The sequence below is a fragment of the Pseudomonas sp. AL10 genome, from assembly GCF_029960685.1.
GTDB classification, from domain to species: domain Bacteria; phylum Pseudomonadota; class Gammaproteobacteria; order Pseudomonadales; family Pseudomonadaceae; genus Aquipseudomonas; species Aquipseudomonas lactis.
The window spans coordinates 34,896-52,117 of sequence record NZ_JASBQZ010000019.1 but is presented as its reverse complement, the minus strand read 5'-3'; the positions used below and the strand labels follow the sequence as shown (position 1 = coordinate 52,117).

Genomic DNA, 17,222 nt, shown 5'->3' with positions numbered 1-17,222 from the left:
TGCAGGAAAAAGCCGAGGTTTCCATGGGGAAACACCAACTTCCAAAAAGTCCTACACAAGTCTTGCCGGTTTCGCTTTGCTATCAGAGTCTAGAGATGCTTGGAAAATGCGGCAGTATCCGTTAAAGACGGATGATGTTCAACACATCGCCCGACAGGTTGACCTGTACCGAAGCGCCCCACAGTGGATCGCGGCGCAAATCTTCGGAAACCTTGTACTGACCCGCGATGGAAACCAGCTCAGCGGTCAACTGCTGGCAAAAAATACGCGCCTTGGTATCACCCTTGATGCCGGCCAGGGCGCGTCCGCGCATCGGGCCGTATACATGGATGTTACCATCGGCAAGAAGTTCCGCCCCCGGGCTGACCGAGGAGACCACCACAAGGTCGCCACCCTGGGCGTAAATCTGCTGCCCGCCGCGTACCGGCGAGGTGATGATCTTTGTAGGCCTGATCGCAGGCTCGGGTGGTTTTTCCGGTTTTTTCTTTTCTTCGCCGACCAATGGCTCCAGCGCACGCTCGCGGGCGCCGGACGGTGGCAGTACTGGCAGTTCAATGGCGATGGCGGCGGCGATGTCTTCGATGCGGCTGGCGCGGATCGCCAGTGTGCGCAGGCCGTGGGAACGGCATACGCGCATCAGGCCGGGCAAATCAATCACGCCCTGGCCAGCCGGCAGCTTGTCCAGCGCCAGCACCAGCGGGGCGTTGTTGAAGAAGTTCGGCGCCAGGGCGACCTTGGCGGCCAGTTGGCGGTCCAGGGCGTCGAGGTCATTGCGGGCCAGTTCCAGCACGGTAATGGCGAGCATGCTGCCTTTTAGCTGGAACACGGGATCTTGGTCTAGCGGTTCGGTTTGGCTCATGGTCGGCGAAAGCGGCTTGTCACGAAAAGTGTCGAGACTTATAACGAGAACACTCACCCGCCGCAAGCCGAGTCGAACCGTTGTAGAATGCGCGGCCCTTGTCTTTACCGGAATCTGTAATGGATCGCCCGCGTTTTCGAGCTGTATTTCTTCACCCGCGTTTTTGGCTGCTATGGCTGGGGCTCGGCCTGCTGTGGCTGGTCACTCAATTGCCGTATCGGGCGCTGTTGACCATTGGTCGCTTGCTGGGCGCGGGCATGTACCGCGTGGCGGGCGATCGTCGCCGTATTGCGGCGCGCAACCTTGAGCTGTGCTTCCCGGAAAAATCCGCCAAGGAACGTAAACGCCTGCTCAAGGAAAACTTCGCTTCCACCGGCATCGCCTTCTTTGAAATGGCCATGAGCTGGTGGTGGCCCAAGCCGCGCCTGGCGCGCCTGGCCCATGTCGAAGGGTTGGAGCACCTTACGCAGGCGCAGTTGGAAGGCAAGGGCGTGATTCTCATGGCGCTGCACTTCACCACCCTGGAAATCGGCGCGGCGCTGCTGGGGCAGAAGCACACCATTGACGGCATGTACCGCGAACACGGCAACCCGCTGTTCGACTTTATCCAGCGCCGTGGTCGTGAACGCCACAACCTCGATTCCCTGGCCGTGGAGCGTGACGACGTGCGCGGCATGCTCAAGCTGCTGCGCGCCGGCCGGGCCATCTGGTACGCGCCAGACCAGGACTACGGCGCCAAGCAAAGCATCTTCGTGCCGCTGTTCGGCATCCAGGCCGCCACCGTCACCGCCACCAGCAAGTTCGCCCGCCTGGGCAAGGCGCTGGTGGTGCCGTTTACCCAGGAGCGCCTGGCTGACGGCAGCGGTTACCGCCTGGTAATCCATGCGCCGCTGACCGACTTCCCGGGTGAAACCGACGAGGTCGACTGCCTGCGCATCAACCAGTGGGTCGAAGCCTCGGTGCGCGAATGCCCCGAGCAATACCTGTGGACGCACCGCCGGTTCAAGAGCCGGCCACCGGGTGAGCCCAAGTTGTACGAAAAGCGCCGTCGATAACCCCAACCCCTTCTCACATGGAGTGACGCAATGCGCCCAGCGGAACCGGTCACAGGTTTGATTCTTTCCGGCGGCGGGGCGCGCGCGGCGTATCAGGTGGGGGTGTTGGCGGCGATTGCCGAGTTGCTGCCTGCGGGGGCAGCGAATCCTTTTCCGGTGATCGTCGGCACCTCCGCTGGTGCGATCAATGCGGTGAGCCTGGCCAGTGGCGCCAGCGATTTTTCCGCGGCCATCCAACGGCTGACGTCCTTCTGGCAGGGCTTTCGCAGCCACCAGGTGCTGCGCAGTGACTGGCCGGGGGTGATGCGCCAGGCCAGTCGTTTCCTGATCCACAGCCTGCTGGGCCTGGGCGCCCAGGTGCCGGTGGCGTTGCTCAACAGCTCACCGCTGCGCGAGCTGTTGCAGGAGCGCTTGAACCTGGACGGCATCGACGAGGCGATCCGTCGCCAGCATTTGCAGGCGGTGGCGGTGACCGCGTTTGGTTATGAGTCCGGGCAAGCGGTGACCTTCTATCAGGGCGGCGGCACCATTGATGCCTGGCTGCGCCATCGGCGTATCGGTGTGCCCACCCAATTGACCGTAGAGCACCTGCTGGCCAGTTCGGCGATCCCGCTGCTGTTTGCCCCGGTCAAACTCGGCCAGGAGTACTTCGGCGATGGCGCGGTGCGCCAGTCCGCCCCCATCAGCCCGGCCTTGCACCTGGGCGCCAGTCGCGTGTTGGTGGTGGGGGTGAGTGGCAACCCTCGGGGCAATGAACCTTCGGTGCAACGCACTTACACCGGCCAGCAACCGACCCTGGCGCAAATTGGCGGGCACATGCTCAACAGTACGTTCATTGACAGCCTGGAAAGCGATATCGAGCTGCTGGAGCGCTTGAACCAGTTCAGCCGCGTCGTGCCTGTGGATGCGGTGGTCCAGGGCCTGGCGCCAGTGGAGGTGCTGGTGATTGCCCCCAGCCAGCCCATCGATGAAATCGCCGCGCGACATCGCCAGGAATTGCCGGCGGCACTGCGTGTGTTTTTGCGGGGGCCTGGGGCGACCAAGACCAGCGGCGCGGGGGTGTTGAGTTATCTGTTGTTCGAGGCGGGGTATTGCAGCGAGTTGATCGAACTGGGGCGCAAGGATGCCTTGGCCAAGCGCGAAGAAATCACCCGTTTCCTCGGCCTGACGCCGAACTGAATGTGGGAGCTGGCTTGCCTGAGATAGCGGTATGCCAGCCAACACTGCTGGCACAGACACACCGCGATCGCAGGCAAGCCAGCTCCCACAAGGAACCGCGATCAACCTTTAGAAGTGGTACTTGACCAGGAAGCTTGCCGTGTCCTGAGTCGTCTTGAAAGCGCCGCTGTCTTCAATCCCGTATTTGTTCTTCCAATAGTCGTATTCAAAACCCACATACAACTGCTTGTCGCCCCAATGCAAGGCTTTGCCCAAGTCGTATTTGACCTGTGGGTTGAAGTGCAGGTTGGCGTGGTAAGTGCCGCGGGCGTTCTTGTCGTTATCCACCACCCAGTCCATGAAACCGTCGATCAGCACGTCAGAATTACCCACGGGAATGGTGTACGACCACACCGGGGTGATCTGCCACACGCCGTCACCCGGGCGATTGCCTTCGGTCTGGCGCTGGTAGAAGTTCAGCTGGAAGTAGTCGAAACCGGGAATGTTCAAATCGAATGCCGGGCCCAGCAAGTAGGACTCGTTATCGCCCTCGCCGAACTCGTAGGTGAAGGCCAGCAGCACGTCCTTGATTGGGCCGAACGACAGGTCCTTGTCCAGGATCTTGCCGAACGACAAACGCGGGCTGAACTCGCCGTAGTAAGTATTCGGGCCGACATTGCCGTCTTCCTTGCCGTTGTAAAAGATACGGTCTAGGAAGAAGAAGTTATCGCCATACTTCCACGCGTCGGCATGTTCGAAGGTGACGGTTTGCTGGATCTGCGGGTTGACGGTAAAGCTCTTGCCCCACAGGTAAGTCAGGCTGTTGTTCTGCCACTGCAACAAGTCACCGGCTACGGCTTGGCCACCGGCCAACAGTGATCCTGCCAGCATCAGGCCTTTGAACATAGGTTTCATTCGGTTGCTCCCGAGTTAAAATTTTATGGTTTTTCTTCTACGCAGGCGCTCTGGTGTGGCGCCTTTTGGTTCGCTGCAAAAATCGTCTGTTCGGTCAGCTTTGATGCTTTTAGCAAGAGCTGCGCCAAGGTGTTCAAAAAGCCAAAAAATCCCCGTCGGCTGCAGCGGATGCAGTCGAATTCAGGGGACTTTTGTGCACTTTGGCAGCAAACATCAGGCCGGGATAAGTTGGCCTTGAGGTCAGCTTTTACATTCGCTGTTTTTTTTTGAGTCGATTCGAGCGGGCGCGGAGAATACTGGCTCCCAGGCCTGGGCTCAAGTGCGCTGTAACAGAGCGCGAGGGGCAAGAATGGGGCGCGGCGTGTGGCCGGCCCCATGTCAAGGTTGTGCATGTGGGTGTTCCCTGTTTGTTGTTATTTTTGTACTAACAAAGGAATCAATGCGTATGTGCGACTTCGGGGCGCTCAGCGCCGCCGAGAATGTTGAACAGGATGTTCAGCGACAGCGCACTGAGGGTGGCCATGGCGATGCCGCTGTGGGTAATCGGGCTCATCCACAACGGCAGCTGTGCGAAGAACTCCGGGCGTACCACGGGGATCAGGCCCATGCCGATACTCACTGCCACCAGCAACTGGTTACGGCGGTCGGCGATGTCGGCTTCCTGCAGAATCTTGATCCCGGTTGCCGCCACCATGCCGAACATCGCAATCGCCGCGCCGCCGAGTACCGCAGGTGGAATCGACGCCACCAGATAGGCCGCCTTGGGCAGCAGGCTGAGCACGATCAAGAACGCGCCGGCCATGAGCGTGACCGAGCGGCAGCGCACGCCGGTCATCTGCACCAGGCCGATATTCTGGGCGAAGGAGGAGTGGGTAAAGGTGTTGAAGAAGCCGGCAAAGAACGACGCGCCGGCATCACACAACAGGCCGCGTCGCAGCATCTTCGGCGTGACCTCCTGGCCGGTGATCTTGCCCAGGGCGAGGAACATGCCGGTGGACTCGACAAAAATGATCACCACCACCAGGCACATCGACAGGATTGGCGCCAACTCGAACTTGGGCATGCCAAAGTGCAACGGCGTTACCACCTGCACCCATGGCGCCTGGGCCAAGCCACTGAGGTCGACCATGCCGATCACGCCACACAGCGCGTAACCCAGGCCCATGCCGATCAGCACCGAGATGTTCACCCAGAAGCCGCGCATGAAGCGGTTGATCAGCAAGATTGTGCCCAGCACCAGGGCGGCAATCGCCAGGTAGACCGGCGAGCCAAACGTGGCGGCGGCGCTACCTCCGCCGGCCCAGTTCACCGCCACGGGAAACAGCGAAAGGCCGATGGCAGTGATCACCGTACCGGTCACCAGCGGTGGGAAAAAGCGCACCACCTTGGACATGAACGGCGCGATCAGCATGCCGAAGAACCCGGCGGCGATGGTCGCGCCAAAGATGCCCTGCAAACCGATACCGGGCATGCCGGCCATGGCGACCATGCTGCCCACGGCGGCAAAACTGGCGCCCATCATCACCGGCATGCGGATCCCCATCGGGCCGATGCCGAACGACTGCACCATGGTGGCAATACCGGCTACGAGTAGGTCGGCGTTGATCAGAAAGGCGATTTCTTCACGGCTCAAGCCGGCGGCTTGGCCAATGATCAGGGGCACGGCGACGGCACCGCCGTACATCAGCAAGACGTGTTGCAGGCCTACCAGAATCAATTGCAAGAGGGGCAGCCGCACCATGGCGGGCGCGGCAGGAGTCTGCGTTTCTAACTGGGACATGCAACACCTCGAATCTTTTTATTTTTGTGTTGTTTGGCATTCAATTGCCGGATGAAACTCAATCTTCAAGCCATCACTGATCTCCCTTGTGGGAGCTGGCTTGCCTGCGATGGCGGTGTGTCAGTCAACGAAAGCGTTGGTGATCTACCGCTATCGCAGGCAAGCCAGCTCCCACATGGGAACGGTGTGAAACAGTCAGTTGGTACGGGCCCCCTGGTTGATCCAGGTGCCAATCAAATCCCGCTCCTGCTGGGTCATCTGGGTAATGTTGCCCAGCGGCATGATCTGGCTGGCCACGGCCTGCGCTTGAATGCGCGCCGCCTGCTGCTGGATCTGTGCCGGTGTGTCGAACATCACCCCAGCCGGAGCGGTGCTGAACAGCGGGCTGGTGGGCTTGGCCGAATGGCACACGGTGCAGCGTTGCTCGATCACGTGGTGCACCTGACCGAAGTCCGTGGTGGCCTGGGCTGGTGCCGGTTCAGCGGCGGGTGCGGCAGGCGCGGCGGGTTTCAAGCCACCGCCCAAGGCGGTTTCCGGCAGCGGCTGATACTCAATCGCCGCCGGTGCCTTGGCAATCGGTTCAGCCGGCTTGGGCCCGGTCACGTAGGCCAGGCTGATCATTGCCAACGCGCCCACCGGCAAGGTCCACGCATACTTCTGGCTGTCATGCCGGGTGTTGAAGTAATGGCGCACCAACACCGCCGCCACCGCGATCCCGGCCAGGATCAGCCAGTTGTATTGGCTGCCATAGGTGCTCGGGAAGTGGTTGCTGATCATGATGAACAGCACTGGCAAGGTGAAGTAGTTGTTGTGGCGTGAGCGCAACAGGCCCTTGGCCGGCAGCGCCGGGTCGGGTGTGCGGTTCTCGGCGATGGCCGCCACCAGCGCGCGTTGGGCCGGCATGATGATGCGGAACACGTTCCCCACCATGATCGTGCCGATCACCGCACCCACGTGCAGGTAGGCACCCCGGCCGCTGAATACCTTGCTGAAGCCGTAAGCCGCCGCAATCAACAGCACGAACAGGATCAAGCCGAGCAGGGCAGGGCGTTTGCCCAGGGCCGAGTCGCACAGAAAGGAGTAGATGAACCAGCCGGCGAACAGTGAGCCGATGCCCAGCAACACGCCTTCGGTGCCGCTGAGGCTGCTGCCGGGGGCGAGCAGGTACAGCGTGGGGTTGAGGTAGAACACTACGCACAGCAGCGCGACGCCCGACATCCAGGTGAAATAGGCTTCCCATTTGAACCAGTGCAGGTTGTCCGGCATGGTCGGCGGGGCCAGTTTGTATTTTTCCAGGTGGTAGATACCGCCACCGTGGATCGCCCACAAGTCACCGGCCAGGCCGTTCTTGGGGTTGACGCGATTAAGGTTGTTTTCCAGCCAGACGAAGTAGAAAGAAGCGCCGATCCAGGCGACGCCAGTGATCATGTGAACCCAGCGCACGCTCAGGTTCAGCCATTCCAACAGATGTGCTTCCACAGTCTTTACCTCTCGCCTGTCACCCTTGTTGTCGGGTGATCAGACCTTCTCTTATTGGTGGGGGGCGAGGATCAACCGCTCATCCTCTTTGAAAAAATGCTCATCGCAGTTATTGCCTGTGCCACTGCGATCAACCACCAGGAAGTCATCCCGCTTTTCGATCGTCAGCACCGGGTGGTGCCAGACGCCGCGATGGTAATTAATGCCCTGCCTGCCGTTGGTGACGAAGGCGCGGACCAAGCCTGATACAGGTTCATCGCCAAGTGGCGCGACCACGATCAGAAAGGGGTTGCCGAGCAGCGGAATGAAAGCCTGGCTGCCCAGCGGGTGTCTCTCCAGCATGCACACAGTCAGCGGCATGTCCTGCGCGTCGGCGCGGAAGATGCTGATGATGGCGTGGTCTTCCGGCTTCGCGGTTTCGACCGTGGCCAGTTTGTGAAAGCGCATGGTCGACCCGTTGTTGATCATGAAGTGATCGCTGCCGTCGGTTTCGATAACGTCTCCGAAGGGGGCGAAGGCTTCTTTGGTCAAAGGTTCGATCATCAGTGTGCGCATGGCTGTCTTCTTGTCTTGTCTATAGATCGTTCCCACGCTCTGCGTGGGAACGCTGCCCTGGACGCTCTGCGTCCGCTGTGTGACGCGGAGCGTCACGGGGTGCATCCCCACGCAGAGCGTGGGGACGATCGGGTGTTATTTGGCGACTTTGCCCAGGACGCGCAGGCGACTCACCCCACCATCCGGGAACACGTTCAAGCGGATGTGGGTAATCGGCCCCAGCGCTTTGATCTGCTCGGCGAAGGTGTGTTCGGCGTGCATTTCCAGCTTCTGCGCCGGCAGCAATTCGCGCCAGAACAGCGATTGGGTTTCGATCTGGCTGTCGGTGCCGCCTTTCACGAAGGCGCCCTGGATCGAGCAAGTGTCCGGGTAGTTGCCCTTGAAGTGCAGGGTGTCGACCACGATTTTCTCGATCTCGCCCGGGTGGCCCAGGGCGACAATCACCCAGTCATTGCCTGGCGTACGACGACGCGCGGTTTCCCAACCGTCGCCCATGTTGATGCCACGGCCTGGGTTGAGGATGTTGCTCATGCGGCCGAAGTGTTCATCGGAGCAGGCCAGGGCACGGCCGCCATTGAGCGCGGCAGCCAGGTCGACCTGTTCGTTGTCGCCCACCGAGGACCAGTCGCGGAACGGCACACCGTACACACGCAGACGGGCTACGCCGCCATCCGGGTAGATGTTAAAGCGCAGGTGGCTGAACGCCTGGTCGTTGTTGATCTCGTGGTAGTGGTGGCTGTTGCCTTGCAGCTCGACGGCAGACAGTACTTCCACCCACTGGGTATTGGCATCCGGCTCGCCCGAGGCCAGGAAGCAGGCTTCCAGGGAGGCCGACGGCGGGAAGTTGCCGGTGAAGAATGAAGTGTCGATGTCTACGCCTTTGATCGAGCCCGGTACGCCCAGGCGGATCACTGCACTGTCGTAGCCTTCGAAGCGCTTGCGGCGTGACTCCCAGCCGTCCATCCACTTGCCGTTGTCATCGAAAACGCCCTCCTTCCACACGGCCGGGGTCGGCTGGAACAGGCGGTTGGCGTCAGCGAACCAGTCATCGGTCACCGAGATGATCTTGGTGCCCAGGCGGGCGTCGGCCAGGTTGACGAACTTCTCGAAAGGTACGGCGTAAGCTTTCATTCTTCTTGTCTGCCTTAGATAGAGTGGCTGGGGATGGACTGCTAGAGGGTCAGTAAGCGGAACAACGCGATCTTGTTGATCTCGTCCAGCGCGCACTTGAACTCAGCGTCTGCAGAGTTGTGGATGCGCGTTTCGAACGCGGCGAGGATCTGATGCCGGTTGCTGCCTTTTACCGCCATGATGAAGGGAAACTTGAACTTGGCTTTGTAGGCCTCATTCAGCTCGGTGAAGCGAGAAAACTCTTCGGCCGTGCATTGGTGAATACCCGCGCCTGCTTGTTCATCGGTGCTGGCTTGGGTCAGTTGGCCCTGGACGGCGGCTTTGCCTGCCAGGTCCGGGTGAGCATTGATCAGCGCCAGTTGCGAGGCGTGATCAGCACTCAACAGGGTATCGCTCATGCGCTGGTGCAGGGTTTCGATCTGGTCGATCGACGTATCCTGGCCCAGGTCGAAGGCCTTTTCGGCTACCCATGGCGAGTGTTCGTAGATATCGGCGAAGGCTTGGACGAATGCGTCGCGGCTCAAGGTCGAGGGTTTAAGGGTTTGGAACGCAGTCATTTCGCCGCTCCCGTGCAGGGGTGGGTTTGGTGCCAGTGACGGGCGATGTCCACGCGGCGGGTGAACCACACCTGGTCATGGCCTTTGACGTATTCAATGAAGCGCTTGAGCGAGGCCAGGCGTGCCGGGCGGCCGATCAGGCGGCAATGCAGGCCGATCGAAAGCATCTTCGGCGCCTCGGCACCTTCGGCATACAGCACGTCGAAGGCGTCCTTGAGGTACTCGAAAAAGTCATCGCCCTTGTTGAAACCCTGCACCTGGGTGAAGCGCATGTCGTTGGTGTCCAGGGTGTAGGGGATCACCAGGTGCGGCTTGCCGTTGGGGGTGTTGGGTTCCCAGTAGGGCAGGTCGTCGTCGTAGGTGTCGCAGTCGTACAGAAAGCCACCTTCCTCCATCACCAGGCGACGGGTGTTGGGGCCGGTGCGGCCGGTGTACCAGCCCAGTGGGCGTTCACCGGTGAGTTCGGTGAGGATGCGGATGGCTTCGAGCATGTGCTCGCGCTCCTGAGCCTCGTCCATGTACTGGTAGTCGATCCAGCGGTAGCCGTGGCTGCAAATCTCGTGGCCGGCGGCGACCATGGCGCGGATCACATCCGGGTGGCGCTGGGCGGCCATGGCCACGGCGAAGATGGTCAGCGGGATATCGAATTCTTTGAACAGCTTGAGGATGCGCCACACGCCGGCACGGCTGCCGTACTCGTACAGCGACTCCATGCTCATGTTGCGCTCGCCTTGCAGCGGCTGGGCCGAGACCATTTCCGAGAGGAAGGCTTCTGACTCTTTGTCACCGTGCAGAATGTTGCGCTCGCCGCCTTCTTCGTAGTTGAGTACGAACGACAGCGCAATGCGTGCCTTGCCCGGCCAGTGGGGGTGAGGAGGGTTACTGCCGTAACCGATCAGGTCGCGTGGGTAGTCAGCGCTCACTGCAGTCTTCCTTCTTGTTCGTGGTAGCAAATGTGTGGCGGCCGGGCAGTGGAATGACTGAGTGGCGTCACAGCGATGAGTGATTGTATACAACTTATCGCAAACTTTGTAAGCCTGCATTTCTGCATTTTTTCTGAACGGTCTGTCTGCAAGAAACTTGCCTAAGTGGTCAGGTTAAGATGAAAAAGCCCACTGTAGGAGCGAGCTTGCTCGCGAAAAACCTGAGGGCGCCACTTTTAATCCTGATAGTCCGCGTCATCGTTGACGTTTTTCGCGAGCAAGCTCGCTCCTACAGGGGGTTGGAAGGCTGTTGAATTTATTGTGTACAATTTTTTAGAAAAATGTCTTAATCAGCCATCGCCGGCTTTTTCACTGCCCTGAAAGAGTGCGGGTTTCTCTATGACTGACTTCGGGAGGCGCATAAAAGCCATGGGACGTTTGACCACACACGTTTTGGACGCCGCGCACGGCTGCCCCGGCAGTGCCATCAAGGTTGAGCTGTACCGCGTCGAAGGCGCGCAGCTGGAGCTGGTCGCTACCGCCACCACCAACAGCGATGGCCGTTGCGACGCACCGCTGCTGCAAGGCGAGGACTACCGCAGCGGCGTGTACCAACTGCAGTTCAGCGCCGGTGATTACTACCGGGCCCGTGGGGTGCAGTTGCCCGAGCCGGCTTTTCTGGACGTGGTGGTACTGCGCTTTGGCATCAGTGCCGAACAGGACCATTACCATGTGCCCCTGCTGATTTCGCCTTACAGCTACTCCACTTATCGCGGTAGCTGAGTCGTCACCTCGCTTCACACCCCCAAATGCTCTTCGTTGGTTTCGCCCGCGCACACTGCGGGCTTTTTTTTGCCTGGCGTTTGTTCAACTATCTAACGCCTGTTGCGTCAGTGGCGTGCCTAGGCTGGGTGTTTTCCTCAGGTTAAGAAAACATCATGGCCCCACCCATCGACACGACCGACCCCACTGCGCAAGCGTCCATACAGCAAATGCGCAGCCAACTGTCACGACGGATCAACAGCCACCCGCAGCCCAGCCGCCTGATCAACCAGCTCGGCCTTGCCGACCAACGATGCGCCAACACAACCAAAGCCCTGATGCATTTGACGGTACGCGCGCCCAAAGTCTTGAAGGTGATTCGCGCAGCACTGCGCAAAGCGTTCGACATCGACCCGGACAAACTACTGTTCACCCAAGCCATGCCGCCGCCAGCACTGCACAGGGTCGACACCCTGACGGAACGGACGCTGCTCTCGCTGGCGCTACCTGCCGTGCCAATCAACCTCAATCAGTTCACCACGCTGAGCGTCAAGGATGAACCGGCCCGTGTGTGGCCGTTGACGCCCTTGCAGGTGCTGCAGCAAGTACTCGCGATGAAGCTGTTCGAACGTCTGGCCCCCGCGTTCAGCCGCTACTGGGAAACACTGGTGGCCGGCTCCTGGCAGACGCGTCAGGAACACTGGTGCCAATTGCAGGCCGAGTTGTTCGCTGATCGGGCCTTTATCGCGGGGCAGTTGGGCGAGCTGTCGAGTGAGGCGTCAAGCCTGGTCCAGGCGCTGATCGATGCGCCGAGCCCCGAAGCTCGCCAGCGGGCCGGGGGCGACTGGGCCAGTGTGCGCGCCAGCCAATTGATGTGGCCCGGCTCACCCGCGGTAGCGATCCCCGGCGCCTTGCACATCTATCGTGCGGATGACCCCAGTGATGTGCCGCATGTGATCTACCTGCCGGGTGTAGCGCGCAATTTTTATGAGTATCCGAGCTTCTTCTTCCTGCAGTGCGGCCTGCTGAAACTGACCAGCCAGGCGTTGTTCGACGAGCTTTGGCAGTGCCTGCCGCTCAAGCGCCGCCATGAACTTTGCCGGCCCACGCACTACACCCCGGCGAGCAGTGTTGCCCGTGGTTCGGTACTGGACGGGGATGCGTTGGCGTTGAGCGCGCAAGCGCTGTTGGACGGCCAGTGGGAAAATGAATTGGCCTGTGCGTTGGCGATCAATCAGAGCCACCTATATTCCCAACGACGGCCGCCGCCTCAGCCGCTGACGGCTGCGCCTTTTCTGACGTTTATCGAACGTGCCAGAAAGCAATTGGTCGGTGAGGCGCGGCTGGGTGCATCAGGCAAGTCGTTGCTGGAATGGGATGCGCGGCGTCGGCGACGGGAAATCTGCTTTGCCAATCTTTTGTCCGGCCAACCCATGCTCGCGATGCATGCTCGGCTCAAACGCTACGAAAAGGGCTTGCTCGCGTTACTCGATGTGGCTGATCCCAGCGTCGATACCACGCAATTTCAGGAGGTTGTGGCCCTCGCGCGCGAGCTCCAGGAGCATGCGCAAACCATGGACTCACTGAGCAGCGGTGCGCAGAAACGGCTGTATGAGTATGGGTTCTGGATCGAACGTCCTACCCAGACCGAAAAGCGCGCCACCCTGTTTTTGCAGGCTCAAGGCGAGGCCTTGCGCTGCGAGGTCCAATTGCAGCACCGGCTCAAGCTGATACCCACGGCACATCGAGACCTGGTGATCAAGATAGTGGACCAGCACCAGGCCGCCAAGCGTGAATACGGTGACGCACGCGTCTTGTCGGTTTCGGTGGGCAGTGCGCCGGATGCGTTCTACCACGTGCATAACCTGATGGTGGTGACCACAGCGACGGCCGTTGAGAAGCCTGGCCGCTCGGTCCCGGTGGTGCTATGTGGGTTTGGACAATCGGGCGGGGTGCTGTCTTTTTCCAGTCTGCAAGCCCTGACTAAAAGCCTGTTGGCCAGTTTCAACAGCAGTGATGAGTCAGTGCTCTGGAGGTGCATCGAGCGAAAGGTACGGCAAGACCTACGCAAGCATGCCGCGCGAGGCACCTTGGCAGTGCGCTACGAGCTGATCGAAAAAGGGCCTCTGGAGTTTTCGTTCAAAAAACTGATGAAGCACTATGGGACTTTGCACACAAGCTCGGCGGACGCGACGCAGCTTTTCGGTGAGGTTAAGAGCCCTGCGTTCAGCCGTGATCTACTGCTGATAGAACTGGGCGAACATCTGAAAGTACCGGCCAATGATCTGCTTGAGCAGAGCCAGGCCCATCTTGATGTACTGCGCAAAGCCACCGCCGATGCGAAAAAGCTGCCGGCATGGCTGGCGGGCGCGTCGAGCGCCCAGCGCAAGACCTTCAAGAAACTGCAGGGCCGACACTTGGCCAGCGTCCTCGCGGTTGAAAACCGGCTTGAGCAGCGTCTGGAAGACCTGGAGACCTTCGCCCGCACTGCCTTGATCGCCCGTTTAACAGAGGACGGTTTCTATCCGGGGCTGGATATCGAGCAGCCCTTACTGACTATGCCGGACGACGTCGCCAGCAGTTTCTGCGGTTATGAAAGCCGCTGCACACCGGGCGATCGCAAGGAAATTCAGACCCCCAGCCTTGAGCGCAGCACTTTCAGCCTGCTGCAACTGGCGCTCCATAACCTCGACCCGCAAGCGCCCTGGACGCGCAAGCGCTTGAACCACGCCACCTACCTGCAGCCGGACTGGCGCAGACGGCTGGATGCGGACTACCTGATCAAGACAATCTCCGCGCTGGATATCGGCGGTCAATACGCAGCAAAGATCGAGCGCACGTTTGAGCCTGCGGCCCAAGGGCTGAGCGAAGGCCGTATTCCGGAACTGATGCAGCGCATGTTGCGCGACTGTGCCAAGGTACGGCTGTATTCGGCCATCCGCCAGGGGCTGAGTGCACCCGCGCAAAGCCTGTTCAATACAGCGATGGCCGCGCGAACGCCAGAGGACTTGCTGAAGAATGGCCATCGACTGAGCCTGTCAGTGGTGCATCTGGTGGGGCACACGCTGCAGCATGATCGCTACATCGCCGGCATTGTGGTCATGCAGGATCAGGCCAATGGGCGCTGCGTAGTGTATTGGCCGAACGCTGCCACTGCCTTGGCCGTTACCGAATACGCCAGCGTGCAAGAGGCGCACGTGGCGCTCAATCGCATCGCGACCCAGGCCGAGCACGCCAAACAGCTGGCGCGGCAGGTCGCACCGGGCTGGGCATTCGAGGCCGTCACCCATGATGCCGAGCCCGACGCTACGCTGGACGAACTGCTGCGGGCCACGTTCTTTTCCGGTGTGTGGCGGGGCGTGAAGTTCATTCGCTCCTTTGCGGTCAAGCATCTGGAGCCGACGCCGGTGCCGCAGGACATTGAAAAGCAGTTCCAGGAGCAGGTCGATACTGACCCGCTGAACGCGCTGGCGATCGTGCCCACTGCCCACAGCGATGCCAACGCGTTGCTGTACAAGGCCTGGGTGCTTGATTTGCAGCGCCGAACCCAGGCGGCGTGCAATTCCAGCAAGGCATTGGACCGCTATCGAACCAAACGCCTGGAGGAGCAAAGTGATACGCGCATGCGCGCCTTGGTGGGTTTTTTCGTGCCGCCTTACGGCATGGTCAACGACTTCTACGAGTTGCTGCTGGCGGCGCGGCGGTACCACCGTTTTGGCCGTTCCTCGGATGCGGTTGATGTTGGCTTCATGAGCATTTTTCTGACGGTTGAACTGTTATTGGGTTTTATACCCGGCGCCAAAACCAGGGCGGGCGCCGTGGGAGGAATAACGCGGCGTTCGCTGGCCACCGGGTTGAGTCGAATCCGCCACTTGCACATGACGGCGCCCAGAACACTGGCCGCTGGGATATCACGGCCAATTACCCAGCTCAAAGCCCTGGAGCATTTTCGGCTAAAGGGCGTGCCTCAAGACGCTGTCGCGCTGAAGGGCGTGGGTGAAAAGGGTGTGTACGTCAAAAATGGCGAGGCCTTCCTGGCGGATGACACGCATCGTTATCCGGTGTACCGGCGCCAGAACGAACACTCATTACGCCTGAAAAACAAACAGGCAGGCGAAGAAGATGAGTTGCTCGTGCATATCTATCAGCCCGAAGAATGGTTATTGGGCGCGGACGCGCCAACGCCGGGGCCGAGTTCGGGAACCCATCGGCCGTGGCAACCTCCGAGGCCTGACGTGTCGGACTGGCAACCGCCGGTGCGTGTAGCGAGCGAAGACAGGATTCGCCAGTTCTCCACCACAGCCACGCATTGGTTGGATTGGCAGACTCAGCTTCATCCAGGCCAGCTATCGAGCTCGCCCGCTCCAGGGATATTTCATGTCGCAGCGGACCCTCAAGGCTATCCTCACCATGTGCTGCGTGTTGCGCCTGAACGTTCCAGCCTGACCGATCCGAGCAGCCGTTTTTACCGGTTGCTGCCCCCAGGTGAGGATGCCGGGCTTCACGGTATCGTGTTCATCACCAGGAATGAGCCGCTGGTGTCATTGGCCAGCGTTGACATCCTGCGTTGGACCAGCAACGACCTGCTCGAACAGCCGTTACCTGCATCCCGCACGGCAACGGGCGCCTGGCATTTGCATGCGCCGATTTTCGACCGGCCGTTGGAGCAGTCCGTGGCCATCGCCTTTCCCACCCTTACCAACAGGACCCGAGATCATGTGGTGAGCCGCTTGATCGAATTGTCGGGTCCGGCGCGCCCGGCAACTGCCACGCATCTGCTCAGAGTGCGTGCAACCCTGGACGAATGGTTGCCGCCGGCCCCCGTGCGGCCTGGCCGCACCGATGACTTATTGCGGATGTTGCGGCCTACCGACAGGGCACCCAACACGACCTTCATAAGCTTCCAGGGCGCTGCGCCGGGCTTGACCCGTATTGACTTCCTGCCACCTGTGAGGCCGCCACGCACCCTGCGTCGCGGTGGCAAGGCAGTCGCGAGCGAAAGAAATACCGCCCAATATGCAGCGGTCAGTACGTTGCTTGAGGAACAGGGTTTCACCCTCAGGCATGTCAATGTGCGGCGTTACGGGACGATCCGGCGGGAGACGCTGGCCACCCACCCCAACTCACCATCTCGGCTTTATTACGTGTCATACCTGTGGGCAGAAAGGCCGTCTTTGCGCCTTTTTTCGACGTTAAGCGACAATTGGCTTGTGACCGGGCTCAGGACCTATACCAACGTGGCGTTAGCTGACGAAGTCAGCAGTGCCATGCGTCAACAGCGCCTGGTACGGATCCTGGCGGGTATTCAGTGGCCGACCGGGAGCGATGTCTCGCCCACGGTTTACTTCATCAAACTGAACCCCTGACCTTCATCAGCGAGGCCAGGCCGGCGCAACCGAACAGGGCCGCACTGACGCGGTTGAACCAGCTCTGGCCGGCGCCGCTGCGCAAATACCGCGCTGCGCCATGGGCGCCGAGGCCGTAAGCCAGCTTGCACAGCAGGTCGAGCACTGTCCAGGTGGCGATCATGATCAGCAGTTGCGGTAAAAAGGCTTGCTGGGCGCTGAGAAATTGCGGCAGGAAGGCGGCGAAAAACAGAATGTCCTTGGGGTTACTGGCGCCCAGTACAAAGGCACGGCCAAACAAGGCGCGAAAGCGCGGCAAGGCCGGGGTCTGCGGTACTTGTGCACCCTGGCTTGGCTGGCGCGACTGTTGCCAGCTTTGCCAGGCGAGGTAGAACAGGTACAGCGCGCCGACGATCTTCAATGCGCTGAACAATTGCTCAGAAGCCAGCAACAGCGCGCCAAGGCCCAGGGCCGAGGCGCTCAACAGGCAGATCGAGGCGAACACGCCGCCCAGAAACGCAGGGTAGGAGCGGCGCAGGCCGTAGTTGAGGCTGTTGCTGATCATCAACAGCGACAGCGGGCCAGGAATCAGGATCACCACCAGTGCAGCGCCACTGAACAGCAGCCAGGTTTCCAAGGTCATTTACAGTCCTCCCTTCATGCAAAAGCCCCACCCGAAGGTGAGGCGGTTTTTCAGCCGTTC

14 protein-coding genes are annotated in these 17,222 nt (G+C 60.5%); 4 read left to right on the top strand and 10 right to left on the bottom strand.

Annotated features, from left to right (window positions below; genetic code table 11):
* Positions 1-121: 121 nt before the first annotated feature.
* On the bottom strand, positions 122-859 hold the full coding sequence (gene minC / locus QK296_RS18185; RefSeq protein ID WP_003192832.1) for a septum site-determining protein MinC: 738 nt from the start codon (positions 857-859) through the stop codon (positions 122-124).
* A 119-nt stretch (positions 860-978) separates the two neighbouring features.
* Here minC and QK296_RS18180 point away from each other — a divergent pair, with 119 nt between their 5' ends.
* Both QK296_RS18180 and QK296_RS18175 read left to right on the top strand, forming a co-directional pair.
* A complete protein-coding gene (locus QK296_RS18180; RefSeq protein WP_003192830.1) occupies positions 979-1,914 on the top strand; it encodes a lipid A biosynthesis lauroyl acyltransferase in 936 nt (311 codons plus the stop codon).
* A gap of 30 nt (positions 1,915-1,944) precedes the next feature.
* Positions 1,945-3,093: a patatin-like phospholipase family protein gene (locus QK296_RS18175; RefSeq protein ID WP_282391147.1), complete on the top strand. Its 1,149-nt coding sequence runs from the start codon at positions 1,945-1,947 to the stop codon at positions 3,091-3,093.
* Positions 3,094-3,201: 108 nt separating this feature from the next.
* Here QK296_RS18175 and QK296_RS18170 read toward each other — a convergent pair whose 3' ends face one another.
* The 8 genes from QK296_RS18170 to puuE all read right to left on the bottom strand — a co-directional run bounded on the left by QK296_RS18170 (position 3,202) and on the right by puuE (position 10,412).
* Complete coding sequence (locus QK296_RS18170) at positions 3,202-3,987, bottom strand: outer membrane protein OmpK (protein WP_003192827.1); 786 nt, start codon at positions 3,985-3,987, stop codon at positions 3,202-3,204.
* Between the two features lie 23 nt (positions 3,988-4,010).
* Positions 4,011-4,379, bottom strand: coding sequence for a hypothetical protein (locus QK296_RS18165; protein WP_137204238.1), 369 nt, complete (start codon positions 4,377-4,379; stop codon positions 4,011-4,013).
* A 44-nt stretch (positions 4,380-4,423) separates the two neighbouring features.
* Positions 4,424-5,767 carry a nucleobase:cation symporter-2 family protein gene (locus QK296_RS18160; RefSeq protein ID WP_003192826.1) on the bottom strand — a complete coding sequence of 448 codons (1,344 nt, stop codon included), beginning with the start codon at positions 5,765-5,767 and terminating at the stop codon, positions 4,424-4,426.
* A 195-nt stretch (positions 5,768-5,962) separates the two neighbouring features.
* Positions 5,963-7,246, bottom strand: a complete 1,284-nt coding sequence (locus QK296_RS18155; protein WP_003192825.1) for a urate hydroxylase PuuD — start codon at positions 7,244-7,246, stop codon at positions 5,963-5,965.
* A 51-nt stretch (positions 7,247-7,297) separates the two neighbouring features.
* Positions 7,298-7,801: an ureidoglycolate lyase gene (locus QK296_RS18150; protein ID WP_003192823.1), complete on the bottom strand. Its 504-nt coding sequence runs from the start codon at positions 7,799-7,801 to the stop codon at positions 7,298-7,300.
* Positions 7,802-7,936: 135 nt separating this feature from the next.
* Positions 7,937-8,932: an allantoicase gene (gene alc / locus QK296_RS18145; protein ID WP_017137848.1), complete on the bottom strand. Its 996-nt coding sequence runs from the start codon at positions 8,930-8,932 to the stop codon at positions 7,937-7,939.
* A gap of 41 nt (positions 8,933-8,973) precedes the next feature.
* A complete protein-coding gene (gene uraD, locus QK296_RS18140; protein ID WP_169856003.1) occupies positions 8,974-9,489 on the bottom strand; it encodes a 2-oxo-4-hydroxy-4-carboxy-5-ureidoimidazoline decarboxylase in 516 nt (171 codons plus the stop codon).
* Positions 9,486-10,412, bottom strand: coding sequence for an allantoinase PuuE (gene puuE, locus QK296_RS18135; RefSeq protein ID WP_169856004.1), 927 nt, complete (start codon positions 10,410-10,412; stop codon positions 9,486-9,488). Before puuE ends, uraD begins: the two co-directional genes overlap by 4 nt.
* Before the next feature lie 399 nt (positions 10,413-10,811).
* Here puuE and uraH point away from each other — a divergent pair, with 399 nt between their 5' ends.
* Both uraH and QK296_RS18125 read left to right on the top strand, forming a co-directional pair.
* Positions 10,812-11,195, top strand: coding sequence for a hydroxyisourate hydrolase (gene uraH, locus QK296_RS18130; protein ID WP_169856005.1), 384 nt, complete (start codon positions 10,812-10,814; stop codon positions 11,193-11,195).
* 155 nt (positions 11,196-11,350) lie between these two features.
* Positions 11,351-16,540, top strand: a complete 5,190-nt coding sequence (locus QK296_RS18125) for a DUF6543 domain-containing protein (RefSeq protein WP_282391146.1) — start codon at positions 11,351-11,353, stop codon at positions 16,538-16,540.
* Here the strand turns inward: QK296_RS18125 and QK296_RS18120 are convergent.
* Complete coding sequence (locus QK296_RS18120) at positions 16,524-17,162, bottom strand: LysE family translocator (protein WP_094773756.1); 639 nt, start codon at positions 17,160-17,162, stop codon at positions 16,524-16,526. The two genes, QK296_RS18125 and QK296_RS18120, sit on opposite strands and share 17 nt — an antisense overlap.
* Positions 17,163-17,222: the final 60 nt, after the last annotated feature.